Source organism: Methanomassiliicoccaceae archaeon DOK (genome assembly GCA_009911715.1).
In the GTDB taxonomy this organism is placed as follows: domain Archaea; phylum Thermoplasmatota; class Thermoplasmata; order Methanomassiliicoccales; family Methanomethylophilaceae; genus Methanoprimaticola.
The window spans coordinates 1,649,822-1,671,781 of record CP047880.1 but is presented as its reverse complement, the minus strand read 5'-3'; the positions used below and the strand labels follow the sequence as shown (position 1 = coordinate 1,671,781).

Annotated in this window: 26 protein-coding genes and 4 tRNA genes; 12 read left to right on the top strand and 18 right to left on the bottom strand. The window is 60.5% G+C overall.

Features of this window, described 5'->3' with window-relative positions; translation table 11 throughout:
• Positions 1 to 31 precede the first annotated feature (31 nt).
• Positions 32 to 697, bottom strand: a complete 666-nt coding sequence (locus tag JS82_08420) for a DUF541 domain-containing protein (protein QHK18127.1) — start codon at positions 695 to 697, stop codon at positions 32 to 34.
• A gap of 326 nt (positions 698 to 1,023) precedes the next feature.
• Here JS82_08420 and JS82_08415 point away from each other — a divergent pair, with 326 nt between their 5' ends.
• Complete coding sequence (locus JS82_08415; protein ID QHK18126.1) at positions 1,024 to 1,311, top strand: antibiotic biosynthesis monooxygenase; 288 nt, start codon at positions 1,024 to 1,026, stop codon at positions 1,309 to 1,311.
• A gap of 12 nt (positions 1,312 to 1,323) precedes the next feature.
• Here JS82_08415 and JS82_08410 read toward each other — a convergent pair whose 3' ends face one another.
• The 7 genes from JS82_08410 to JS82_08380 form a co-directional block, all read right to left on the bottom strand.
• A complete protein-coding gene (locus JS82_08410) occupies positions 1,324 to 2,142 on the bottom strand; it encodes an ATP-binding cassette domain-containing protein (protein ID QHK18125.1) in 819 nt (272 codons plus the stop codon).
• Position 2,143: 1 nt separating this feature from the next.
• A complete protein-coding gene (locus tag JS82_08405) occupies positions 2,144 to 3,196 on the bottom strand; it encodes an iron chelate uptake ABC transporter family permease subunit (protein QHK18124.1) in 1,053 nt (350 codons plus the stop codon).
• Between the two features lie 49 nt (positions 3,197 to 3,245).
• The gene (locus tag JS82_08400) at positions 3,246 to 4,367 is read right to left on the bottom strand and encodes a hypothetical protein (protein ID QHK18123.1); all 1,122 of its coding nucleotides are present in this window, start codon (positions 4,365 to 4,367) and stop codon (positions 3,246 to 3,248) included.
• Between the two features lie 258 nt (positions 4,368 to 4,625).
• Positions 4,626 to 5,963 carry an Asp-tRNA(Asn)/Glu-tRNA(Gln) amidotransferase subunit GatB gene (gatB, locus tag JS82_08395; protein QHK18122.1) on the bottom strand — a complete coding sequence of 446 codons (1,338 nt, stop codon included), beginning with the start codon at positions 5,961 to 5,963 and terminating at the stop codon, positions 4,626 to 4,628.
• Positions 5,960 to 7,288: an Asp-tRNA(Asn)/Glu-tRNA(Gln) amidotransferase subunit GatA gene (gene gatA / locus JS82_08390; protein ID QHK18121.1), complete on the bottom strand. Its 1,329-nt coding sequence runs from the start codon at positions 7,286 to 7,288 to the stop codon at positions 5,960 to 5,962. Before gatA ends, gatB begins: the two co-directional genes overlap by 4 nt.
• Positions 7,285 to 7,557 (bottom strand): Asp-tRNA(Asn)/Glu-tRNA(Gln) amidotransferase GatCAB subunit C, encoded by a 273-nt coding sequence (locus JS82_08385; protein ID QHK18120.1) that lies wholly within the window; start codon positions 7,555 to 7,557, stop codon positions 7,285 to 7,287. Before JS82_08385 ends, gatA begins: the two co-directional genes overlap by 4 nt.
• Positions 7,558 to 7,655: 98 nt before the next feature.
• Positions 7,656 to 8,186 (bottom strand): hypothetical protein, encoded by a 531-nt coding sequence (locus tag JS82_08380; protein ID QHK18119.1) that lies wholly within the window; start codon positions 8,184 to 8,186, stop codon positions 7,656 to 7,658.
• Positions 8,187 to 8,260: 74 nt separating this feature from the next.
• Here JS82_08380 and JS82_08375 point away from each other — a divergent pair, with 74 nt between their 5' ends.
• The 3 genes from JS82_08375 (at position 8,261) to JS82_08365 (ending at position 10,692) form a co-directional block, all read left to right on the top strand.
• On the top strand, positions 8,261 to 8,773 hold the full coding sequence (locus JS82_08375) for a hypothetical protein (GenBank protein ID QHK18118.1): 513 nt from the start codon (positions 8,261 to 8,263) through the stop codon (positions 8,771 to 8,773).
• Positions 8,774 to 9,023: 250 nt separating this feature from the next.
• Positions 9,024 to 10,358: an ammonium transporter gene (gene amt / locus JS82_08370; protein ID QHK18117.1), complete on the top strand. Its 1,335-nt coding sequence runs from the start codon at positions 9,024 to 9,026 to the stop codon at positions 10,356 to 10,358.
• Between the two features lie 10 nt (positions 10,359 to 10,368).
• On the top strand, positions 10,369 to 10,692 hold the full coding sequence (locus tag JS82_08365) for a P-II family nitrogen regulator (GenBank protein QHK18116.1): 324 nt from the start codon (positions 10,369 to 10,371) through the stop codon (positions 10,690 to 10,692).
• A 92-nt stretch (positions 10,693 to 10,784) separates the two neighbouring features.
• On the opposite strand, the gene JS82_08360 is transcribed toward JS82_08365, so the two are convergent.
• A tRNA-Gly gene (locus JS82_08360) sits at positions 10,785 to 10,859 on the bottom strand.
• Positions 10,860 to 10,948: 89 nt separating this feature from the next.
• Between JS82_08360 and JS82_08355 the strand changes: the two genes are divergently transcribed.
• The 3 genes from JS82_08355 (at position 10,949) to JS82_08345 (ending at position 12,613) form a co-directional block, all read left to right on the top strand.
• Positions 10,949 to 11,024: transfer RNA gene (locus tag JS82_08355), tRNA-Val, on the top strand.
• Positions 11,025 to 11,081: 57 nt separating this feature from the next.
• Positions 11,082 to 11,157 (top strand) — tRNA-Val (locus tag JS82_08350).
• Positions 11,158 to 11,227: 70 nt separating this feature from the next.
• A complete protein-coding gene (locus tag JS82_08345) occupies positions 11,228 to 12,613 on the top strand; it encodes an aldehyde dehydrogenase family protein (protein QHK18115.1) in 1,386 nt (461 codons plus the stop codon).
• Positions 12,614 to 12,615: 2 nt separating this feature from the next.
• Here the strand turns inward: JS82_08345 and JS82_08340 are convergent, their stop codons facing one another.
• From JS82_08340 to JS82_08315, 6 genes are read right to left on the bottom strand one after another with little or no spacing between them, the layout of a single operon-like run.
• On the bottom strand, positions 12,616 to 13,200 hold the full coding sequence (locus tag JS82_08340) for a hypothetical protein (GenBank protein QHK18114.1): 585 nt from the start codon (positions 13,198 to 13,200) through the stop codon (positions 12,616 to 12,618).
• A gap of 40 nt (positions 13,201 to 13,240) precedes the next feature.
• Positions 13,241 to 13,927: a hypothetical protein gene (locus JS82_08335; GenBank protein QHK18113.1), complete on the bottom strand. Its 687-nt coding sequence runs from the start codon at positions 13,925 to 13,927 to the stop codon at positions 13,241 to 13,243.
• Positions 13,928 to 13,931: 4 nt separating this feature from the next.
• Entirely contained in the window at positions 13,932 to 14,738 is an 807-nt protein-coding gene (locus JS82_08330; protein QHK18112.1) for a hypothetical protein, read from the bottom strand.
• Between the two features lies 1 nt (position 14,739).
• Entirely contained in the window at positions 14,740 to 15,645 is a 906-nt protein-coding gene (locus JS82_08325) for an ACT domain protein (protein ID QHK18111.1), read from the bottom strand.
• Positions 15,646 to 15,678: 33 nt separating this feature from the next.
• A complete protein-coding gene (locus tag JS82_08320; protein ID QHK18110.1) occupies positions 15,679 to 15,900 on the bottom strand; it encodes a hypothetical protein in 222 nt (73 codons plus the stop codon).
• A gap of 49 nt (positions 15,901 to 15,949) precedes the next feature.
• A complete protein-coding gene (locus JS82_08315; protein ID QHK18109.1) occupies positions 15,950 to 16,339 on the bottom strand; it encodes a hypothetical protein in 390 nt (129 codons plus the stop codon).
• Between the two features lie 76 nt (positions 16,340 to 16,415).
• Here JS82_08315 and JS82_08310 point away from each other — a divergent pair.
• A tRNA-Leu gene (locus JS82_08310) sits at positions 16,416 to 16,501 on the top strand.
• A 262-nt stretch (positions 16,502 to 16,763) separates the two neighbouring features.
• The gene (locus tag JS82_08305; protein ID QHK18108.1) at positions 16,764 to 17,039 is read left to right on the top strand and encodes a hypothetical protein; all 276 of its coding nucleotides are present in this window, start codon (positions 16,764 to 16,766) and stop codon (positions 17,037 to 17,039) included.
• Between the two features lie 3 nt (positions 17,040 to 17,042).
• Here JS82_08305 and JS82_08300 read toward each other — a convergent pair whose 3' ends face one another.
• The gene (locus JS82_08300) at positions 17,043 to 18,251 is read right to left on the bottom strand and encodes a hypothetical protein (GenBank protein ID QHK18107.1); all 1,209 of its coding nucleotides are present in this window, start codon (positions 18,249 to 18,251) and stop codon (positions 17,043 to 17,045) included.
• Positions 18,252 to 18,371: 120 nt separating this feature from the next.
• On the opposite strand from JS82_08300, the gene JS82_08295 reads away from it, so the two are divergent.
• The 3 genes from JS82_08295 to JS82_08285 are packed head-to-tail and all read left to right on the top strand — an operon-like array spanning position 18,372 to position 20,803.
• A complete protein-coding gene (locus tag JS82_08295) occupies positions 18,372 to 18,725 on the top strand; it encodes a hypothetical protein (GenBank protein ID QHK18106.1) in 354 nt (117 codons plus the stop codon).
• 9 nt (positions 18,726 to 18,734) lie between these two features.
• The gene (locus JS82_08290; GenBank protein QHK18105.1) at positions 18,735 to 19,259 is read left to right on the top strand and encodes a DUF296 domain-containing protein; all 525 of its coding nucleotides are present in this window, start codon (positions 18,735 to 18,737) and stop codon (positions 19,257 to 19,259) included.
• On the top strand, positions 19,184 to 20,803 hold the full coding sequence (locus JS82_08285) for a hypothetical protein (GenBank protein QHK18104.1): 1,620 nt from the start codon (positions 19,184 to 19,186) through the stop codon (positions 20,801 to 20,803). Before JS82_08290 ends, JS82_08285 begins: the two co-directional genes overlap by 76 nt.
• A 36-nt stretch (positions 20,804 to 20,839) precedes the next feature.
• Here JS82_08285 and JS82_08280 read toward each other — a convergent pair whose 3' ends face one another.
• Both JS82_08280 and JS82_08275 read right to left on the bottom strand, forming a co-directional pair.
• The gene (locus JS82_08280) at positions 20,840 to 21,205 is read right to left on the bottom strand and encodes a hypothetical protein (protein QHK18103.1); all 366 of its coding nucleotides are present in this window, start codon (positions 21,203 to 21,205) and stop codon (positions 20,840 to 20,842) included.
• Between the two features lies 1 nt (position 21,206).
• Positions 21,207 to 21,944 carry a geranylgeranylglyceryl/heptaprenylglyceryl phosphate synthase gene (locus JS82_08275; protein ID QHK18102.1) on the bottom strand — a complete coding sequence of 246 codons (738 nt, stop codon included), beginning with the start codon at positions 21,942 to 21,944 and terminating at the stop codon, positions 21,207 to 21,209.
• Positions 21,945 to 21,960: the final 16 nt, after the last annotated feature.

Genomic DNA, 21,960 nt, shown 5'->3' with positions numbered 1-21,960 from the left:
AAGGGGTCACCCCCTTCCATTTCCATCGTTCTCAGTCCACTATCCCCCATACAGCATCGACGGTCTCGTTGAACGTGACGTCCTCCGGGTCGATATCGAGGTCCAGGTCCTCTGTGGCAGAGGCGCAGCACAGGGCGAAACCGTCGTTCTCGTAGCGGTCACGGCTCATCTGGGTGCCATATGACACGTCCATCAGAGGTCCCAACCTGCATCCCATCGCCTCCGCGAGGATCTCCGCTTTGCGTCTGGCATCCTTGGCGGCATCGGCTATCGCCGCTTCCCTGCAGCGCACGGGATCGCTGTTGAGGAACGAAATGCGTACGTCCGGTTGGCATGTCGCAGCCATCATCGACCCCATCGCCTTTGCTAGGATCTCGTTATCGTTTGGGAACTCGAACCTCAGCACGTTGCTGAACTCGAAACCGTCCTTGACCCTTTTGTATGTCTTGTCACCGTCGACGTCTCTGTAGGAAATCTCCTTGTAATGCGGTTTCACGGTCTGCGATACCGTCTTAAGAGACTCCCGTCTCAGACCGATGGATTCCAGCCTGTCCTTGATCTCGCGACCGTTGTCGGCACATGCCCTTATCGCGCCTTCGTAGGTCCTGTTGGTGCCTTCGATGTCCAAGGTCACACGTGTCAGATCGGCAGGTGCTTTGTACATTGACCTTCCGGCGACGTTGATCGTTCTATCCATCTTCATTTCCTGTCAATCATGTTGACATGTTCCAGATGCTTTTGAAATATAATAACATTATACTGTAATCTTTGTAATGTATGTGAGAACAATTGTTTAGGAATTCCTAAAAAATAAATACGGAGGCGTTGTTGTAGGATGCAGTGACATTGTGCCGGCGGCTCCGGCACGGCCGGACCGTACGAGTACAGCGGTCCGGCCAACATCCATCTAGAGGGTCATGCATGATTATGGGAATCAGGAACATCAAGGGAACCAAGGGCACGAAGAAGGGCAACTGAGTGCAGCCATCATATGGGCGGAACGGCATCTCGTCGCGTGGTCCGATGAAAGTGGTAATCAACGTACACTACAGAGGGGACGGTGACAGTGCGCGTCGTTTCGTAGAGGACATGGTATCCGAAGGTGTCCTGGAGAGGGTACGTGCAGAGGGAGGCTGCCTGGGATACGAGTATTTCGCATCCATGGAAGACCCGGGACATGTGCTGCTCGTAGAGCATTGGGAGGACGAATCCGCTCTGGACGCCCACTCCCGTTCGGACAACATGGCGGCGATTTCGTCGCTCAAAAACAGGTATGCGCTCTCGGCGGAGGTGGAGAGGTTCCTGGTGTGACCCAGGATGCCCTCAGGACGCGGTGCGATATCGGCAGTCCTCGGGATCGGTCTTGGATTTCCCCAGGATCGTGACGTTCAGGCCCACACGCGGATCCTCGTTGACCTCCGCCTCGATGTCGAATATCCTGCGCATGTTGTCCGTGGTCAGGACGTCCCTCGTCCTGCCCATGGCGGCGATCTCGCCGTGCTCTATCGCTATCACCCTGTCGCAGTATCTCGCCGCCAGGACGAGGTCGTGGGTGACGATCACGACGAGCATGCTCTTCTCCCTGGAGAGCTTGGTGATGAGGTCCATCAGGTCGAACTGGTGGTTGATGTCGAGGTGGAGCGTGGGTTCGTCCAGCAGCAGGATGTCGGGCTCCTGGACCAGCGCCCTGGCTATCATCACCCTGCGCCTCTCGCCCCCGCTGAGCTCGTCTATGTCGCGGTCGGCGAACTTCAGGGTCCCGGTGTCCTTCAGCGCCTGGTACACTATCCGCGTGTCCTCCTCCTTCTCGGAGTCGAGGGCGTCCTTGCGGGAGTAGCGCCCCATCATGACGGTCTCGTAGACTGTGAACGGGAACGTGGTGCTGGTCGTCTGCATGACGAACCCCATGCTGCGGGCTATCTCCTTCTTCGTCATCGACTCCACGGCCTTGCCGTCGACGGTCACGATCCCCTTCTTCGGCGAGAGGGTAGAGTTTATGCATTTCAGCAGCGTGGTCTTCCCGCAGCCGTTCTGTCCTATGATCCCGAGGATCTCGCCCTGCTCTGCCTTGAACTCGATGTCCTTAAGGATGTCCCTGGAAGGGTAAGAGAAGCACACATCCTCTATGTCCAGCTCAACCATGTTACTCCCACACCTCCTTCTTGCGTGTTTTTAGTATGTATATGAAGAAGGGCGCGCCCAGGAGCGAGGTGAGCACGCCCACCGGGAACGACATCTCGAACCCGGCCTTGGCCACGGTGTCCATAATCATCAGGAACGCCGCACCGCCGAAGATGCAGAGAGGGATCAGGAGCTTGTGGTTGGGTCCGACCAGCATCCTGAACACATGGGGTATGATCAGACCCACGAACCCTATGGTCCCGGACACCGCGACCGATCCGGCCACGCACAGGGAGGTGGCCACAATGGCGATGATGCGGACGTTGCGCACGTTCACTCCCATGTTGGCGGCCTGCTCCTCGCCGGCCGAGATCATGTTGAGCTCCCTGTTGATGAGGACGGTCATGACGATCCCGATGAGTATCGGTATGAGCGCCACGGGCACGGAGTCCCAGTTGCACTTGTTGAAGCTGCCCATGGTCCAGAAGACAATCTCCTGCAGGGTGTCCTCGTCCGCGACGTACTGGATCAGTGAGACGAGCCCGTTGAAGAACGCTCCCACCGCCACCCCCGACAGCAGCAGGGTCACGGTCGAGATGCCGTACCTCGTGCGGGCGATCGCGTAGACGAGAGCCATCGTGACGAAGCAGAACACGAAGGCCATCACGGACGTGCTGTACGTCCCGAAGACGCCCGCACCTATACCGAACGAGATGGCCATGGAGGCGCCGAAGGACGCTCCGTGGGAGATTCCCAGAACCGTCGGCGAGGCCATGGGGTTCTTGAAAAGGCTCTGCATGGTCAGGCCGGCCACGGAGAGCGCGGCGCCTACAAGCACGGCGCATATGACCCTGGGGAGACGGACGTCGCGGGCTATCTGGACCGAGCCTGCGTCCCCGATGCCGAAGATCCCGTTGAAGACCTCGCTGGGGGACATGGTGTAGTTCCCGAGGCACATGCACAGCAGGAAGGCGGCGACGAAGAACAGCGCAGTGGCTCCTATGGCCACCGCCGCCCTGCGCCGTGACCTCCTCCTGAACTCCTGGATCCCGTCGTAGTCCGTGATCTCGCTCATTTCCGTCCTGTCCTGGTAAAGGTGAGGGGTCGCCCCCTCGGTTGAACGGTCAGGCTCTCATCTTCTCATCGTCGGAGCGCTGGTCGTTGGTGTAGAATATGAGTATGTCCGGCTTCTCCATCAGGATGGTCTCGGTGTCGACCTCCCCTCCGGTGACGAGGGAGTCGTCCCAGCCGAAGAAGTCCACGATCTCCCCGGACATGCCGGAGAGCCTGACCGACGTGCCGTCGTAGGTCTCCCAGTAGATCTTGTGGGTCTCTTCCGTGTTCTGCAGGGAGTAGTAGATCTTGTACAGCCTCTCCTGGAGATCCTGGATCATGGGCTCCACGTAGTCGCCGTAGCCGAACAGGTATCCGAGCAGCTCGATGGATGCGAAGGCCTCCGGGATGTCGGTGACGCTCAGGAATATCCCTGCCTGTCCGCCTGCCGCCCTCACGGTCTCGTCGACGAGCGGGAGGTTCACGCTGGACGCGCGCATCCCCCCGGATGCGATGAGGACCACATTGGAGCCGTCGGAACCGGCGTCCTTTATGTTCTGGGCGAGGGTCTCGGTCTCGTAGTTGCTGAGGGTGTTGGCGCCTCCGTCGATGTACTTGTCGGCGTCGAAGTAGTCCCTGAGCTCGGTGTTCGTGCGGATGTAGTCCAGGGTGGTGCCGCCTGCGACGACCCTCTGGTACTCCGCCACAAGGGCCTCGTTGGCGAGGGCCTCCTCGGAGTACGGTGTCTCCCCGTACTTCATGCAGACCAGGTAGTATATCGTGGTGAGGTAGATCGTGCTGGTGGAGATCATCTTGTCCATGACCCCGAGCTCGATCTCGACGGGGTTCTTGCCGTCAGTGGAGACCACTGTGAACGTGCCGTCGCCGTTGTCGGTGATCATGGGCTCGTACGTGCAGTACTTATCCCAGAACGCGGTGTCGGCCATCGCATCCTCGATGGTGAGGGTGTCGTCGACCAGGTCCCCGTAGATGTCGGAGTACAGGCTCTCGATGGAATCAACGATCTTGGGGCTGGCCGTGATCCCGCCCATCGTGACCTCGACGACGTCCGCGTCGAGCGTGTACAGGCCACCTTTCTTCTCGCCACCGTCCCTCGGCATGAGGGCAACCGCCGCAGCGGCGACGATGATGACGATGACGGCCGCGATGACCGCAATCTGTTTCGTGTTCACTTTATCAACCTTCCAGTTGGATGATAGTGACAACTAGATTCGTTCTATAAAAACCCGTTGTTCGTGTATGATGGACGTAGCTTCCAACTGGTCGCTGTGTTCTGCGGATTGATCATAGCCAGATACCGCGTGGGGGTATGGTAGAGATGCGATTATGTGGATGATTCCGGCAAAACACGTGCGCCAGGGTGCAGTCCGATTCGGATGCGGAGGTGGAAAGAAATGACGACCGGGACGGGCCCGGCCGCCTTTGGTTTCTCAGAGCCTGGACTCGATGAGCCTCTTTACGGCCTCGACGACTTCGGCGGAGGAGTAGCTCCCGCCCGAGTTCTTCATGACGAACCCGATGGCCTTGTTGGCCGCCTTGTCGTTCTTCCTGTAGTCCTCGATGATGCCGGGGTTCTGGTCCAGGTAGTCGTTGACGATCTTGTCCAGGTCTCCCGACGCGCCCTTGACGGACTCGAGGTCCTCGCCCGTCATCAGGCACTTGATCTCGATTCCGCACTCGGTGTCGGTGATCTCGCCCGCGGTGAACCTGTCCACGATGCCGATGACGTCGTGGACGTCGGCGCCGCTGGTCTCCAGGGACTTCCAGTTGGAGCTGACGGGTCCGGCAACCCACTTCACGGCGTTCTGGGTCCCGTGCTTCGCGGCGACCTCCTCGAACAGCTCCGCCAGGGTCACGGACGTGTTGACGAGCTGCTTGGCCATCTTCTGGTCGATGCCGTACTGCTGGGACAGCCTGACCGTCATCTTCTGAGGGCTCTCCCTGATTTTGATGGACTCGGCCATCTCCCTGATGTGGTAGACCCCGAGGTCGGGCTCGTCGATGTAGCCGTAGTCGGCTTCGAACTCCTTCTTCCTGACGCTGATGGTGACCCCGCGCTCCTCGTCGAAGCGCCTGGTCTCCCTGTCGATCTTCCCGCCGGCCTTGAGGATCTTCGTCTGGCGGACGACCTCGAAGGTCAGGGCCCTCTCGACGTTCTTCAGCCCGGTGACGTTCTTGACCTCGACCCTCTCCTTGCCGACGGAGATGTTGCAGTCGCAGCGGATGCTCCTCTCCCCGTCGCCAGGGATGTCGATGACGCACCTGATGTCCTGGATCAGCTGTCCGAGGAACTCCCTGGCCTCGGCGGGGGTGGATATGTCCGGCTCAGTGACGATCTCCGCCAGGGGGATGCCCGAGCGGTTGTAGTCCACGAGGGAGGACAGGTCCCCGACCCTCTTGGTCTTCCCAGGGTCCTCCTCCACGTGGATCCTCGTGATCCTGATCGGTTTCTTGCCGTTGAGGTAGTAGACGCCACCCTCCCCGATGGGGTTGTCGTACTGCGTGATCTGCACGCTCTTCGACATGTCCGGGTAGAAGTACGTCTTCCTGGAGAACCAGGTCGTGTCGGCGACCTTGCATCCGAGGAGCTTGGCGAGCATGATCCCGTACTCGAGCACCTTCCTGTTCAGGACGGGCCTGGACCCGGGCATACCGAGGCATGTGGGGCACACGTGGGTGTTCGGCCCCGGGGCGTCCGTGGCCGGGCAGGAGCAGAACATCTTCGTCTTGGTCGGCAGCTGAACGTGTATCTCCAGACCTATCTTCATTGGGCCACCTCCGGTCTCCTGATATCGAACTCCCTCTCCCAGGCCTCGGCCATGGAGAAGAGGACGTCCTCGTCCCAGTGGTCGGCGACGAACTGCATGCCTATGGGCATGCCGTCGGATCCGTATCCGCAGGGGACCGACATGTGGGGGGTTCCCGCTATGTTGGCGGGGACCGTCAGATAGTCCGCCTTGTAGCTGTCGAGTGCGGACATCTTCGAGATGTCGTCGAACCTGGGGGCTGTGAACGGCATGGTGGGCGCGAGGACCGCGTCGTGGTCCTTCAGAACCCTCTTGTAGTCGTCTATGACGACCTGCCTGACCTGCCTGGCCTTGGAGTAGTACCTGTCGCTGTACCCGGCCATCCTGGTGAACGTACCTAAGAGGATCCTCCTCTTCGCCTCGTCGCCGAAGTATTTGGAACGCACGCCGGAGAAGCAGTCGTCGAACTTCAGGGACAGGTCTCCGTCCTGCCTGCCGTACCTCATGCCGACGTACCTTGCGAGGTTGGTGGACGCCTCGGACGTGGCCAGGACGTAGTATGCGGGCATGGCGTACCTCAGGGAGGGCATGTCGACCGTCTCGACATCGATCCCCATGCGCCTGAGCTCGTCCAGGGCCTTGTTGAAGGCGGACTCCACATCCTTGGAGAGGCCCTCGATGCCCTCCTTCGGGACGGCGACCGACTTCATCTTCCTGCCCGCGTTGACGAGTTCCGGCTGGACGCAGGAGGTGGGGTCCTTCTCGTCCCTGCCGGCGATGACGCCGATGTACTTCCTGAGGTCCCCGGCCTTCGCGGAGAGCACTCCGATCTTGTCCAGGGAGTTGCCGTAGTCGATGAGTCCGTATCTGGACACGCGTCCGTACGTGGGCGCGATGCCGTAGACCCCGCAGAAGCTGGCGGGGCAGCAGATCGATCCGCCGGTGGACACTCCCAGCGACACGTGGTCCTCGAAGACCGCCGCGGCACAGGCGGATCCGCCGGAGGAGCCCCCGCAGGCCCTCTCCAGGTCGTAGGGGTTCCTGGGGATCTCGAATCCGGAGTTGGTCGAGAACGTACCGAACCCGAACTCGTCCATGTTGGTCTTTCCGATGAGCATGCCGCCCGCCTCCCTCATCCTGGCGATGGCGGTGGCGTCGAACGCGGGGCGGTACCCCTCCAGGATTCTGGATCCCGCGCATGTCTCCATGTCCTTGGACGTCAGGTTGTCCTTGGCGGAGAACAGGAACTTCGCGTCCCCGGGGTCGGTCTCGTGGGTCCTGTCGTGGAACATCCCGTACTTCGAGTTCACGGACTCGAGGCTCTCCAGGACTGATCTCATGCTCATGACAGCCTCGGCCCCCTTACGTATCTCTCGTAGGTGTCCATGTCTCTGAGCAGGACGTCCGCGTCGATGTCCATGCGGGGCTCGTCGTCCCTGAGGACGTCCGCCACCTCGATGGGGTTGATGCCGCGCTTGTCCGATTCCGGAGCCTCGTCCAGAAGCTCGAAGTATCCGAGGATCTCGCCGAGGTCCGCGCTGTACCTCTCGATCTCCTCCTCTGTGAGTCTGATGTGGGCCGTACGGGCGACCCTCTCAACGGTTTCTCTGTCCATCGTCAAGACCTTCGTGCGGTTATCCGAGATAATTATTAAAAGAATATCGCGCGGGTGTGCGTGCGCCACCCCGGACGCATGGGCACGTGATGGGACGGTCAGGCGATGAGAATCACGCCGTAGAACGTGACCGCGTCGTCCCTGAACTCGAACGTCTCCCCCACGGATGCGAGGTACGACTCCATGTCGATGCCCACTATGGACACGGACGGCAGCACCAGGTCCGGATGCCTGCACGGCTCGGGGTAGGTGCACTCCGGGCAGATGTCGCACCCCCCGTCGGAGAACCCCCTGCATCCGATCTCCGCGTCGCGGAGCCTGGACAGGATTCCCCTCACCGTCGTCTTCATGAGCGTGTTGAACTCCTGGACCTTCCCCTCGTCGTGCGGGTCGCAGGGGAACGTCCTGCTTACCAGGAGGGCGGACGAGAATCCCTCCGCGAGCGTGTCCATGTGCTCGTCGAACCCGGGTGGGCAGGCCCAGTTGGTCCCGTACTTGCCGCACAGGTTGTCCTCGCACATCCTCCTGCATCTCGCGACAGTCTGGCCGTCATAGGGCGGGATCGAGGTCTCGCGCACGGAGAAGCCGGACAGGTTGAGTCCGGACAGAGCGGTCTCCCAGGGTCTCATGGGAATCCATCCGAGGGTCCGTTTATAAGCCTTATCGGTAGCATATATATCGGTCCCTGGTTAACTGCCCGTCCATGGCAGAGGCAACCCCCGAGAAGAAGATCGCCAACGCGATGAAGGCGATGGACGAGGGAGATTTCAAAAAAGCGTACACGGCGTTCAAGAAGCTCGCAGCGGAGCTCCCCGACAACGCCGATGTCTGGTACTACAAGGCCGAGTGCGGCAACTATGCTTCCGGCATGTTCGGTGCGAAGGTGGATGTCCAGGAGATCATGGACGCCTACAAGAAGGCCATCGAGCTCGACGGGGACCGCGTGGACTACTACCAGTCCTACGGCCTGTTCTGCATCTCCGTCAACAAGTACGACGAGGCTGAGAAGGCCTACTGCGAGGCCGCCGAGATGGACGAGTCCATGTCCGCATCCCTGTACTCGGAGTTCGCTATAGAGTACTACAACAACGTCATGGCCACCTACGGCGAGATTATGGAGGACCCTAAGGCCCGTGCCCCGTACGGCAAGAAAGCCCTCGAGTACATGCTCAAGGCCCTGGACATGACGCCCGACGAGGCCAAGTCCCTCCTGTGACCTCTCAGGCCACAGCAGCAAACCCTTTCACATTCTCCCATCTTAAACGGCCTTCCTGTTTTTCAATTAGACAAATGTCTATTTCGATCCATATGGACAGTATTAACATCCAATTTTAGTCTGATTTTATGTCATTCCATCTTTATTTTAGTTGAAATCCTAGATATTCACAGATAATCTTGAAATATGATTAGACATTTGTCCAGAATATCCTGATGAAAGGATTCAAACATTCAAAAGGTGAATAAATTTGAAGATGATTGCATGGGTCGCCTCGGCTCTTGTCGCACTTCTGGCCATCACGATGTTCGTGATCCCGGAGGTGTCCGCGGCGACCGAGGATTCCACGACGGATGTGGTCTCGTCCGTCTTCATCTTCCTCTGCACGATGCTGGTGTTCATCATGTCCCCGGCGATCGCACTGTTCTACGGTGGCATGCTGAGGAAGCAGAGCATGACGTCCATCATTGCCCAGTGCATCGGTGTCATGGCCGTGTCAGGGGTCGTGTGGTGGGCCGTCGGATACTCCCTGGCACTCACAGGCGACGGGCCCCTCGTCGGAGGGCTCGACGCTCTGTTCGGATCCGGACTCTCCCTCACAGGGGAGGACGGTGGCATCCCGTCCTACGAGTACATGCTCTTCCAGGGGACCTTCGCCCTGCTGACAGCCTGCATAGTCTTCGGTGCCACGGCCGAGAGGGTCAGGTACTCCGCGATCCTGGTGTTCATGGCGCTGTGGTCCCTGGCGGTGTACGCCCCGATGGCGCACATGGTCTGGGGAGGAGGTCTCATACACTCCCTGGCCGAGGTCGGTCTCCCCAACGTCGATTTCGCCGGAGGGACGGTCGTCCACATCTGCTCCGGAGTCAGCGGCTTAGCCGCGGCGATTGCGATAGGCGGCAGGAGCGGGAGGATCTCCAAGGGCAGGTCCCACAACGTCCCCCTGATGTTCATCGGCTGCGCGGCCCTGTGGGTCGGATGGTTCGGGTTCAACTGCGGTTCCGCAGGGTCGTTCAACGACATCGCGGTCCTGGCAGGCGTCAACACGTTCGTTGCCTCTTGCGTCTCGACCGTCGTGTGGATCGTGGTCCAGTACCTCCACGTAGGACGTGTCAGCGTGACAGGTCTGTGCGCCGGCGTTCTGGCAGGACTGGTCGGGATCACGCCCGGATGCGGATACGTGGAACCCTGGGCGGCAGTCCCAATCGGCGCGGTCGCGGCCGTCGTGTGCTACTTCGGAATCATATTCATGCGTGGTCGCAGCGGCATCGATGATGCGCTCGACGTCATGGGCGTCCATGGCTTTGGAGGCATATGGGGTGCGATCTCGGTGGGGATATTCGCCACTGCATCCTACGCGGGCTACGGCGGACTCATCGAGGGTTCCGTGAACCTGTTCGCCGGGCAGGTGGTCTCGGTCGTCATCACAATGGTGTACTGCTTCGTCGTGTCCTTCGTCATAATGAAGGCCATCGACTATGTTCTGAGGAACGCGGGAAGCAGGAAGGGTGCGGCGCTCACCGAGAGCGAGCAGATGATCGGTGCCGACACGATCGAGCACGGGGAGCCGTCCTACCTGATGTGAGGTGATCGAGATGAAGATGGTAATGGCAGTGATAAGGCCCGAGCGCCTCCAGTGCGTGAAGGACGCGCTGAGGGACATCGGGATCAACGGCATGACGATATCCCACGTCACCGGACGCGGGGAGCAGATGGGCCTCACCTTCACGACCAGGGTCGGAGAGTTCGTCGTCGACGAGATCGAGAAGGTGAAGATCGAGTCGGTCGTGGATGACGGGGATGTGGAAAGGGTCATCGAGACGATCCGCAGGTCCGCCGAGACAGGGAATCCGGGTGACGGCAGGATATTCGTCATCCCGGTGGAGAGGTCGATAAGGATCAGGACGGGCGACGACTGAACAGGTCCACTCTCACCAAACCGCTTACCGTTGCCCTCTATTTTCCTCCGGCGACGGGAAACCCCCATCAAAAGCATCGAAATTAGAAGAGATGGTGCGATTGCCGGGAATCGAACCCGGGTCAGAAGCTTGGGAAGCTCCCGTCCTAACCGCTGGACTACAATCGCCTAGGAAGAGCCAATGAGGTTCTGGTATTTAACAAACGACGTCGTGTTCCATACGGGTTTTTATATTATAGTCATATTCCAGCAATCACGGGCCCGTGGTCTAGGGGTTATGACGTCGCCCTTACAAGGCGAAGGTCGCCGGTTCAAATCCGGCCGGGCCCACCATGTGGTTCTCCGACTCAGCCTTAGTTTTAAATAAGGTCATGTTCTCGGGGGGCTAACGGACTCGTGGTCTAGGGGTTATGACGTCGCCTTCACACGGCGGAGGTCGCCGGTTCAAATCCGGCCGGGTCCACCATCTCCCGATTTTCCTGCATCGTCTTTCGGCGGTAACATCTTAATCCGATTCTTCCGATACGTCTGCCATCATGTCAGACTACCCAGATTTGCAGACCACCGATGAGGGCAGGGAGTACGAGAAGATGATCGACCAGGTCCTCGGCGGAGAGAAGAGGGACTTCCCCAGCTACTACGGTGGGATGAAGGTCGCATCCGGAACGGATTTCATCGTCTCCAGCCCGATAGACGACTCCATCACGTACGGCAGGTTCCAGGAGCCCGAGGAGGGCATCATGGCCGAGGCCGTCGAGGCGGCGAAGAAGGCCTTCGAGACATGGTCGGAGGTCCCGGTGTCGGAGCGCGCGGCGTACTTCGAGAAGTACCTGACGCTGCTGAAGGCCAGGAGGCTGTATTACGCCGCCATGGTCACCGTGAGCTCGGGCATGGTCCGCGAGGACGCTGTCTCCGAGGTCGACTCGCTCATCGCAGCAGTGGAGGGGATTCTGGCGGACGCGGCTTCCCACAAGGGCAAGCCGCTGGGTGTCTGGGCGGTCATCTCCGCCCACAACTCTCCCATGGCATCCCCCGTCGCGTACGCTGTGGCGGCCATGGTCGCGGGAAACACCGTCGTCATGAACCCGTCCAAGCACTGCCCTCTGCCGGTCTACTCGTTCTACGAGTCCATGGAGAGGTACGGTCTGCCTGACGGCGTCCTGAACCTGGTCGTCGACAGGAAGGACGAGTCCACGGAGGCCCTGGCGAACGACATGCGCGTCGTGGGCATCGCGGCGAGCGGATCCGGGGACAGGCTCGAGGACCTCATGTTCCTCCAGGTGGACGACGAGCTGAGGTTCATCAACGACATCAAGGGCATGAACCCCGCCATAGTCTACAGGCCGGCCGACATGAAGGCCGCGGCGAGGTCAATCGTCGATTCCGCGTTCGCGTACAGCGGTCAGCGTCTGTACTCCTGCTCCAAGGTCATAGTCACCATGGATGAGCAGAAGCGTCTCGTCGAGGCGGTCTCCGAGATCATGAAGGATCTGCGCGTGGGTGACCCCGTGGACGATGTGACCTTCACCGGACCGATCATAAGCAAGGACGCGGCAAAGCGCTTCGTCTCGCTCTATCAGGAGAACCTTCCGTTCGTCATCTCCAAGGCCCCTGTCGCCATGGGCGTGTCCGACCTCTACGTGTCCCCCATCGTCGTGTCCGGTCTGGACGACGAGAACGACCTCAGCTACATGGACTCGGGCCTCCCCATCCTGAACATCAAGGTCGTGGATTCCCTGGACGCCGCGTTTGAGGAGATCCAGAACACCGAATGCGGTCTGTCGGCAGGCATGTTCGCGAAGGATCCGAAGATCATCGCCCGCTTCAAGGAGGAGGTCGACGTCCCCCTGAGGTACGTCAACTGCAGCAGCCGCTCCCTCGGAGCCGCCAACGGCGCGGTGCTCTCCTCGTTCTGCAGGTGATCTCAAACAATCCTGACCTCCTTGGCCGTGCCCTTCATGGACTTGGCCAGGGAGGATATCTCGCTTTTCTTGTACTGGAGGGCCCCGGGCTCCGACGAGCGCTTTATCTGCAGGAGCATGGCGCCCTTTATGTGGTCGCCGAGGTCCAGGACGTCCTCCACCGTCAGGCGCTGCGGCTCGGTGACGACGGTCACCGCGAATCTGCAGTCCCCGTCCCTGGCGATCCTCATGGAGTCCAGCTGGCATTTCTTGGGGTACCTGTCGAAGACGAACGACACGATGTCCGCGTAACCTGCGCCCACGAGGTCGTCCAGGACTGTCGGTCTGGAGCCGTTGGTCTCGATGACGCATCTCGCATGAGGCGGTCTCAGAACACGGATGAGTTTGTGTATCCCGTCCACCTCCAGCACGTCCGTCTCTACGCCGCGGAAGAGGATCCCGTCCAGGGAGTCCTTGTCCCCGTTTATCGAGTTGGCGACCTCCGTCTCGTTGACGCCGGGGCCGTCGTCGGTGGAGACGCCCACCGATGAGAGGTACAGGCCGGGGAGGGAGACGGTGTCCGTTCTCCTGAAGTTCGCGATGCGCATGATGATGGATGGGTCTATGATGACTTAAAACCTGTATCGCTCAAAAATTATCCATAAGGGACTGGAGCACGTCGCAGCCGTCGGCATCGAGGTCGTCCAGTACGACAAGCGCTCCGTGACGCATCACCGACACCGAGGCAACAGACAGGGCGTACTCCCCTGACCAGGTGCGGGTCATCACGGGATGGCACGCCTGTGGGAAGGAGTGCTCGGTCTCGAGCCTCTGCAGGTCCGTGTTGATCTCCAGGCATCCCTTCATGTTCGGGCAACCGGGGCACAGGACGATCCCGGCGGCTCCGCAGTCCTCAGAGGTCTCCACGTTGTCCATCAGGGACTCGGTGTCCATGCCCGGCACGGACATCGGACACGACGTCACGGCGGACAGCACAGCGGTCTCCCCCAGGCGGTCGGAGTCCGTGATGCACAGGAGCGGCTTGTGGCCGGGGACCGTTGACGCCGCCTCGCGCAGGCACACGGGGTCTGCCGATTCGAGGATCAGGCCGAGTCCGGTGCCCGCAGCAGCTTCGGTCGCGGCGGAGAACAGCGCCGGATCCATCGAGTCGTTCCTGACGCAGACGAACCTCAGGCGGGGATGTTCGGCGGCCAGGGCCGCGATCGTGGAGATGCGGTCTGTCAGCATATCCCCGTACAGGATGTCCGACACCGACAATGCGAAGGCGCGTTCCTCCGGCGAAACCCAAACCCCGTCGACTTCTATCCCGGCCATGGTATCACAGGTCCGCCAGCTCCTCCCCGTAGACGCGGGCCATATCCGCCGCGCCGGGGCCTCTCACGATCAGTATGTCCGTCCCGGCCATCATGGCGGCCAGAGCCGCCTCGGCCTCCCACATGGATGCGACCCTAGCATCGGGGAATCCTGCATCCCAGCAGCGGACGGTGCTGCACATGGTGGGATGTCTGAGGGTCGTATCATCGTTCAGGGCTCTGCGGCGGACCTCCTCCGCCAGTTCCACGCTGCGGGACAGTCCCTGGCCCATAGAGAACCCTCCGAGGTCGATAACAATGTCTTGTCCGTCGCCTGCGGCGGAGCAGCGTTCTGATATCTCGTCCGCGGTGGAACCGCCGACAGCTGTCGCGTGGCGTCCGCGAGGCCCTCCGTAAGGCCCGTTCCTGCCGATGAGTATCATGGAGCAGTCGTCGATGCGAGACACCCCCTCCAGCACATCATCGTCTGCGGAGACGGCGACGGGAAGGCGTGTGCGTTCGTATATCCTGCGAACGATTTCCGGGTTCCCGCTTCTCAGGTCGATCCAGACACCGTCAGCTCCGATCTCCTTCCACATCACCGCCCATTCCTCCGGGTCGGTCTGGCGGCCGGAGAACATGTCGGCCGCTAGGGAGGGGTACGAGGAGAGGTCGTCCGTGACCTGGCCGAATACCAGCGGCCTCCTCCTTCTGGCCCCGTCCAGGTCCAGGAACGGGAGGCTCTGCGCCCCGCCGGCCACGTAGTCGCCGCGTCCGAGGTAGAGCTCCCCGAGCGGAGCGCACGGCCTGCGGGACGTCTTGGGCAGCCTCATGTCAGCTCAGCTCTGTGAGCTCCTTGACGAGGAAGATGCCGTTCAGCTCGTCCATCGCCGCGGGGAGTGTGTCGCATATCTCGCGGAAGGACTTGTTGCTCTTGCATATGTCCATGACGAGCTCGAGATACATGGTCTCGTAGCAGATCTTCACCTTGCTGAAGACGGAGATCAGGTTGACGTTCCAGTCTGCGATCACCGTGAGGGCCTGGGTGATGCTGCCTGGGCAGTCCGGGATCTCCATGCCCACCTTGACCAGGCGGGTCTGCTCCTTGAAGAATGTGATGGACAGGATCCAGGAGTCCGCGTCCATGGTGATGAGGACGTTCTTCCCGTCGATGTCCGGGAGGATGTCACCGTACTGGTCGGCGACGTCGAAGCATCCGTTCTTGATGCTCGAGGGGTATCCGCGGCGGAGCTCCTCCTTCCCGCCGGACATGTTGCCCTTGAATAACCTTCCGATCTCTGCAGGTTTGAAGTCGATCCTCTTGATCTTGGAGACACTGGGGTCGTTCTTCGCCTTGAGGGCCTCGAACTCGTCCCTGAGGATGTCGACCTCTCCGGCGAAGTTCATGTCGGCCATGAGCTTCCACACGATGACTGTGTCCGAGATGCCGTTCAGGGACGCGGAGTTCAGGATGTTGATCTCCTTGGACGCCAGGAAGTTGGCCGCCTGAGCGCTGGATCCGGGGACGTCATCCAGGTACATCGTGATGTGGGTGAGCGTGCGGTAGTTCTCCTGCGGGAAGACGGACAGGATTATCTCGTAGTCCTTGGGACCCTCCGCGGGATGCTTGAAGATGGTGCTGTACACGTAGCCCCCGTCGACGAGACCCATCGTGTCGGACATCCAGCTGTCCACTTTGATCGAAGAACCGTTGACTTTCGCAAACTCCCAAATCTTCATTTGAGCCCTCTGCCGACTCGAATGTCCCGGCCGTCATAAAGCTTTGCGGTCGAAGAGGTTCTTTGGGGACACGAGTGGTTGGGTCCAGCCGGGATCCTCCTCCAGCCTCTCCAGGTCCAGAGCCAGGTTGTGCAGGCTCCCTCCGTCGGAGGGGTCGGATGCGATCCTGCGGACTGTGCCCGAGGCGCCACCCGCCCGCTGCTCGATCCCGGACATATGCAGGGCTTCGTCGATCAGGTCGGCCGCTTCGTTCAACAGTCTCTCCGCCTCGCGGAGCTTCTCAGCTCTCTCGATTCTGTCCGTGTCAGACCCTCCTCTCGATGACGTATCTCGCCGGCTTGGAGCAGTTGCCCTTCGCGGAGTATCCGCAGACCTTGCATCTGCGCATGAGCTCCACCGTCTTCCCGTCCAGGGTCCTGTTCCTTACTGACAGCAGGATCGAGCCGCACACCGGGCACCATTTGCCCGCCGGTCTCCCCTTGTCCGCGTACTTTATCTCAAGTTTGAACAGCTGCCTGGAGATGCCTATCCTGCGGATCCTCTCCGGCCCGACGCGGTAGTCCGTGTCCAGGCACATGAGCTCCGCCGAGACCGCGTCGCAGAGCTCCCTCTGCGAACGCATGTGCGGTGTGCGTACCAGGACGTTCTCGATCGCCTTGGCGACCTCGTCCTCCGAAGGGATCCTGTAGGACATCTGGCGGGTCATCGGGATGTTCGTATTTATGGGGAACCCAATCAATTAAAACGGTGGCACGATACCGCATACATCCGCGGGAGTGGCCGAGCTGGCCAAAGGCGCGGGACTTAAGATCCCGTCCTTAGTGGTTCAAGGGTTCGAATCCCTTCTCCCGCACCATCATGGAAACACTCGATGCCCCGACAATCGCCATTCATGTCATCCGATGAAGGGGCGTTCGTCACATCCGGACAACAGCCCGTCTGCTCGGACAGGGGTGGTTCAGGTTCTTTCAGATCAAAACGACCGCTCCTGCATCGACAGATTCCAAACAATCGCAACGGTCGATGTCTAATCCGTTTCACCATTAAAGGAGTGTCCTGGTACAACTGTGCATGTTTGAACATGAACCATTTTAATCCGTGACGGAAATCCGACAACTATGTCCGAGAAATCCGACGAGTTCAAGGTCCAGCTTCTAGAGACGTTCGCCTCCCTGATCACAGCGGCGTTCGGTCTCGTCGCGGCTCTGGCCTGGAACGACACAATCAAGGCCGCCATCAAGGCGGTGTTCGGAACCGAGGACGATCTGGTCGGTATGCTTGTCTACGCAGTGATCGTGACGATCATCGCGGTCATCATGACCCTGCTCATCTCCAGGTCGCTTTCCAAGGCGAAGAAGGCCCTCCACCTCGTCAAAGAGGAGAACAAGGAGTGAGTCTCAGGCTCCGTCCGAGTCGTCGCACCTCTGCGAGAGGTCCGGCTCGATGTCCTTAAACCTCTTCATCAGCTTCCTCATCCTCTTGTCGCTCTCGCGGTTCCTGATGTAGCTGATCAGTGTCATCCCCGTCAGCTCCTCCGTTCTGGGACCCGAACGGACGTAGAATATCTCGATCTTCCCGTCCTTGTAGAACACCGGCATTGGACACGGGTCGCACTTCACCCTTATTACCACCTTGTCGTCGAAGTCTATCAGGTTGAACGTGATGAAGGGCAGGAAGCTGTTGCCGATCTTGCTGGCTATCAGGTTCGTGAGGTGGAGTCCCATCTTGTCCTTGTTCTCGAAGCTCTGGATGTCAGCCCCGATTATGTCGCCGTCGTCGTCCACACCAATCAGGAGGTTGCCTCCGTCGGTGTTCAGGAACGCGACTATCGTCTTGAGGACGGCCTTCTCCATCCTCTTGTCCGTCTCCCCGGTTTCGAGGTTGGTGCGGAGCGTGGACTTGAACTCCAGTCTGTTGGACTCCCCGTCACGGATGAGTCTCTGGATGTCCTCCTTCTGCCTGTTCTCGAGCCCGAGGGCCTCCGAGTTCTCCTCCAGGAACGATCCCAGGGTGTACTTGAAGAGGTTGTGCCTGTCGTCCTCGTAGTACAGGATGCAGACCACGGCGGTGCCGAGGATGACCATGAGGGTCTCGTTCATGAGATCGTTAAGTCCGATCCCCTCGATCTCGGTCCAGACGTTAGCGATGTAGTACTGGAGCATCCTCATCAAGATGTACATCGAGACGGAAACCGACATCATGAACAGGAGGACCATCATCTGGTTCTCGTTGCGGACGCCGGGCATGGACTTTAGGAGCATGTAGACGAGGATCAGACCGAGCAGGCCGAAGTTGACCCCCACGAGGAAGTTGACGATCATCATGACCACAGTGCCGTCTACCAGGAACCTTCCCAGCACCGATATGAAGAACGTCGCGCACATCATCATGATGATGAGCGGGGGGATGTGGACGATGTGCCTGTCGGTGAACATGGTCATAGCCAGGATCACGATGATGGGCAGGGTGAGGACGAGGTCGCGGGTCTCCCCAACAGCGATCGATCCGATGGCGACCACAAGGGTGGCCATAAGCATGCCGACGTACAGGGCCTTGGCGAATCCCTTCAGGCGCTTGTTGGAGTACTCCACGTCCCGGTTGTCCATGTTTGTGAAACCACGGCGTGTCTTAATTACATTCGCACGCACGATTCGTCGCGTACGCGATTATTATAAATACCGTCTCTCGATTCGACGCTCAACGGAGTAATATTCTTGCCAGGTGAAGTGAAGAAGAACAAGGTCGTCGTGAACCATCCGGCCCCGTCCGGGCAGTACGGCGACAAAGGAGCCAGGAAGAACAAGCAGCAGAGGACGAAGGAGTCCACCAAGAGACAGGCGATGCTGAACACGCACAGGATCAACCCGTTCAAGTACGACATGAACGAGATCCTCGAGGCGTCGTCCATGGACCCCTCCAAGGCCTCATCGTTCCTGGCCTCCGTCATAGCCAAGGCGTCCCGCGTATCGACCAAGGACGCCAAGGACTTCGTCAAGACATTCCTGGAATCCGGCGACCTGACCAAGGACGAGTTCGACAAGATCTGCAAGCTCCTGGACAGGTACAGCCGCTGGCGCTGAGGCGGGATCATGAGGTCCGCCGAACTCAGGGAGGGCAGGGTGTTCGTCCTGCGCCTGGAGGAAGGCGAGGTCCTGCACGAAGCCGTTGAATCATTCTGCAGGGAGCACGGGGTCGTCAACGCCACCGTCACCGCTGTGGGCGGTGTGGACGCGGGCTCCCGTTACGTGTCGGGGCCGACCGTGCCCATCGAGGGCCCCATCGTCCCCATCGTCTGCACCGTCGAAGCGCCGAGCGAGTTGACGGGCACAGGCACAATCTTCCCGGACGAGGATGGGAACCCGGTAATGCACATGCACGGGTCCATCGGGAGGGAGGGACGCTCATCCACGGGGTGCTTCCGTGTCAGGATGGTCGTCTGGCTCGTCATGGAGGTCGTCATCCGTGAGATAGTCGGGACAGGTCCAGTGAGGATCGTCTCCGACCCGAGGATAGACGCCAAACTACTGGAGATTCGCCGATGGCATCTGAGGAGATCCTTCATAAGACGCTTCGCAACGCGGACGGGAAGCCGTTCGCCAAGTACAAGGGCATAACCAACTTCTTCACCACCGAGGCCTTCGAGCTCCTGGTGGACGAGGTCCAGAACGACAGGGCAGGGCATTCCCGTATGAGGGTCAGGGTCCCCATGTGGCGTGCCGGGTTCCCGGAGGACACATGGTCCACCCCCGTGAGGAGGATGGCCCTGGCGGACCTGATCGCAAGGCGCTTCTGGGAGAGCGCCCGCACATATGCGCGCTCCCCGATTCCGAAGACGGACGGAGGGATAGTGTACATCCCGCGTCCGGGGCAGGAGATTCTCGAGAGGGGCAGCGTGACCGTGACGGAGCACTACGTCGAAGCCTCCTTCACGGCGGACCTCCCGTCCTCCGGCGGCAAGGTCAACGCACTGGCAGCCGAGGAGCTGATCTTCGGGAGGATAGGCAGGATCGTCGCCGAATCCCTCATGTACAGGGCATACAAGCCCGCAAAGCTGTACAATCACATTCATACGGCGGACAACGCCGAGTTCATAAGGTCGATGCTGCCCGAGATGGGTCTCGTGGCCTTCGTCGCGACCGGCGCCGTTCTGCCGAGGAGGGACGACGACCTGGCGCCGCTGACGGATGCGGTTCCCTTCGACTGCGACGAATGCCTGAAGGTCACGATGGCGGTCCCCCATGGGGAGCCTGTCACGGGCCTCGGGATCAGAGAGGGGTTCACTGTGCTCGCCGGCTGCAGCCGTGCCGGCAAGTCGGTTCTCCTGGACGCGATACTGGCAGGCGTACACGACCACATCCCGGGAGACGGGAGGGAGTACGTCGTCTCCGTTTCCGACGCGTCGTACATAATGTCCGAGGCGGGCCGCCCCGCCGACGCCGTCGATGTGTCCTCCTTCCTTCCCGGAGAGGAGAGCACCAGGGTGGAGTCGCCGTCGGTCCCGTCACCCATGTCGGAGCTGGTCGCGATATCCGAGGCTGTGGAGATGGGCAGCAGGCTCATACTGGTCGATGAGGAGTACTCCAACCCCTGCATCATCAGGAGGGGCTTCCTCGCCGAGGATGACGACCTGATCCCCCTGTCGGAGCTGGGAAGATCCATGGGGGAGGCGGGAGTGTCGATCGTGATGGTGTCCGGGGACAGGTGTGCGGCGGAGTTGGCGGACCGTGTCCTCAGGGTCGAGGGATACCATGTGTCCGAAGCTTCGGTGGAGCCGAGGCGTTCGGACCGCGTATACACCAGGCCCAACACCAGGTACCCGGTGTCCAAGAACATGGTCTTCGAGAAGGGTCGCAAGGAGGTCAGTACCTCCGCCCAGGGAGTCAGGACCGTGGAGATCGGGGAGTACAGGGTCAGCGTCCCCGTGTCCGGTCTCTTCGACACCGCGCAGACCCGTGCGGTCGCCGATGCGATCGTGGTCGCCAAGGAGCTAATGGACGGTTCCAGGTCGATGGAGGAGGTCTGCAGACTCGCAGTGGACGCGGTGATGGCGTACGACCCCGAGAACGGGGGTTCCATGCACAGGGCCCACCCGAGACCAATGGACCTGGCGGCGGTCCTGAACAGGCATCCGCAGATGCTCTGCATCCAGAAAAGGTGAAGTCCCGGCCGATGTCCGGCCGGGGCGGATCGGATCTTACCTCCTGTTGTTCCCGTAGGAGTCCTGCCACTTGTTGAAGACCTTGTCCGCGTAGGCGGACATGTGGACCTGGTCCTCCTTGCTGTCGGGGACGATGAATCCCTTGATGGGATACTCGGAGTCGCAGTAGGGGCATCTCACATAGGGGCAGTTCTGGTTCGCCTGGGGGCATGCCTTGCATGCGACGGCCCTTGACTGGAAGAGGCTGAACTCGTGTCCGCAGTTGGGACACAGGAACCTCCTCGCGGCGATCTTCAGGTCCTTGTGGATGCCTGCCGCTCTCTCCTCGGGGGTGAGCCACATGGGTGCTCTGGGGGAGATGGGCGTGTTGTATGACGGCCTCTCGTCGTAATCGTAGCTCATGTCAGATCCCCTTGGCGGCCTTGACGACTGCCCTGAGCTTGTCCAGGTCGTCGCACTGCTCGATCAGGGTGCCGGTGACGATTATGTCCGCACCCGCCTCCCTGGCCGCCTGGGCGGCCTCGGGGGTCCTGATGCCTCCGCCGACGACGAGGGGTATGGAGATGGACTCCTTGACGGCGGAGATCATCTCTGGGGGAACGGGCTGTCCCGCACCGGAGCCCGCCTCCAGGTAGGCGAGGTCCATCCCGAACATCTCGCAGGCTGTGGCGTAGGCGACGGCGCCCTTGATGTCGTCGCGTCTGACGAGGGCGGCCTTGCCGACCTCCCCGACCTTCATTCCGGGCTCGACCACGATGTATCCCATGGGGATGGTCTCGATGCCGAGCTTCCTGATGTACGGCGCCGCCTGGACCTGGGCCCTGTTGACCCATCCGAGGTCCGTGCTGTTCATGAGGCTCATGAAGAGGAGCGCGTCGATGTCCGCCGATATGGCCTCCCCGTTCCCTGGGAACAGTATGGCCGGCAGACCGGAGGCCTCCTTGATCGCTTTCGCCGTCTCAGAAAGGTTCTGTGTGGTGACGCCGGTGGATCCGCCGATGAAAACTGCATCGGTTCCCGCCTCCTTCATGTGCCTTGCCATCTCGCCCGCCTTTGATGCGGGCTGCTTGTCAGGGTCGAGGAGGGCGATGTGGAGGGTCCCTTCGGACATCCTGTCGAGGAGGTACTGTTTTACCGTCATTCCGATCACACCGAAT

Excerpts from the sequence above, each read along its gene's own strand:
- JS82_08420 (QHK18127.1), bottom strand. The coding sequence starts at position 697 with ATGGATAGAACGATCAACGTCGCCGGAAGGTCAATGTACAAAGCACCT.
- JS82_08415 (QHK18126.1), top strand. The coding sequence starts at position 1,024 with ATGAAAGTGGTAATCAACGTACACTACAGAGGGGACGGTGACAGTGCG.
- JS82_08410 (QHK18125.1), bottom strand. The coding sequence starts at position 2,142 with ATGGTTGAGCTGGACATAGAGGATGTGTGCTTCTCTTACCCTTCCAGG.
- JS82_08405 (QHK18124.1), bottom strand. The coding sequence starts at position 3,196 with ATGAGCGAGATCACGGACTACGACGGGATCCAGGAGTTCAGGAGGAGG.
- gatB (QHK18122.1), bottom strand. The coding sequence starts at position 5,963 with ATGAAGATAGGTCTGGAGATACACGTTCAGCTGCCGACCAAGACGAAG.
- gatA (QHK18121.1), bottom strand. The coding sequence starts at position 7,288 with ATGAGCATGAGATCAGTCCTGGAGAGCCTCGAGTCCGTGAACTCGAAG.
- JS82_08385 (QHK18120.1), bottom strand. The coding sequence starts at position 7,557 with ATGGACAGAGAAACCGTTGAGAGGGTCGCCCGTACGGCCCACATCAGA.
- JS82_08380 (QHK18119.1), bottom strand. The coding sequence starts at position 8,186 with ATGAGACCCTGGGAGACCGCTCTGTCCGGACTCAACCTGTCCGGCTTC.
- JS82_08375 (QHK18118.1), top strand. The coding sequence starts at position 8,261 with ATGGCAGAGGCAACCCCCGAGAAGAAGATCGCCAACGCGATGAAGGCG.
- JS82_08365 (QHK18116.1), top strand. The coding sequence starts at position 10,369 with ATGAAGATGGTAATGGCAGTGATAAGGCCCGAGCGCCTCCAGTGCGTG.
- JS82_08345 (QHK18115.1), top strand. The coding sequence starts at position 11,228 with ATGTCAGACTACCCAGATTTGCAGACCACCGATGAGGGCAGGGAGTAC.
- JS82_08340 (QHK18114.1), bottom strand. The coding sequence starts at position 13,200 with ATGCGCATCGCGAACTTCAGGAGAACGGACACCGTCTCCCTCCCCGGC.
- JS82_08335 (QHK18113.1), bottom strand. The coding sequence starts at position 13,927 with ATGGCCGGGATAGAAGTCGACGGGGTTTGGGTTTCGCCGGAGGAACGC.
- JS82_08330 (QHK18112.1), bottom strand. The coding sequence starts at position 14,738 with ATGAGGCTGCCCAAGACGTCCCGCAGGCCGTGCGCTCCGCTCGGGGAG.
- JS82_08325 (QHK18111.1), bottom strand. The coding sequence starts at position 15,645 with ATGAAGATTTGGGAGTTTGCGAAAGTCAACGGTTCTTCGATCAAAGTG.
- JS82_08315 (QHK18109.1), bottom strand. The coding sequence starts at position 16,339 with ATGTCCTACAGGATCCCTTCGGAGGACGAGGTCGCCAAGGCGATCGAG.
- JS82_08305 (QHK18108.1), top strand. The coding sequence starts at position 16,764 with ATGTCCGAGAAATCCGACGAGTTCAAGGTCCAGCTTCTAGAGACGTTC.
- JS82_08300 (QHK18107.1), bottom strand. The coding sequence starts at position 18,251 with ATGGACAACCGGGACGTGGAGTACTCCAACAAGCGCCTGAAGGGATTC.
- JS82_08290 (QHK18105.1), top strand. The coding sequence starts at position 18,735 with ATGAGGTCCGCCGAACTCAGGGAGGGCAGGGTGTTCGTCCTGCGCCTG.
- JS82_08285 (QHK18104.1), top strand. The coding sequence starts at position 19,184 with ATGGCATCTGAGGAGATCCTTCATAAGACGCTTCGCAACGCGGACGGG.
- JS82_08280 (QHK18103.1), bottom strand. The coding sequence starts at position 21,205 with ATGAGCTACGATTACGACGAGAGGCCGTCATACAACACGCCCATCTCC.
- JS82_08275 (QHK18102.1), bottom strand. The coding sequence starts at position 21,944 with ATGACGGTAAAACAGTACCTCCTCGACAGGATGTCCGAAGGGACCCTC.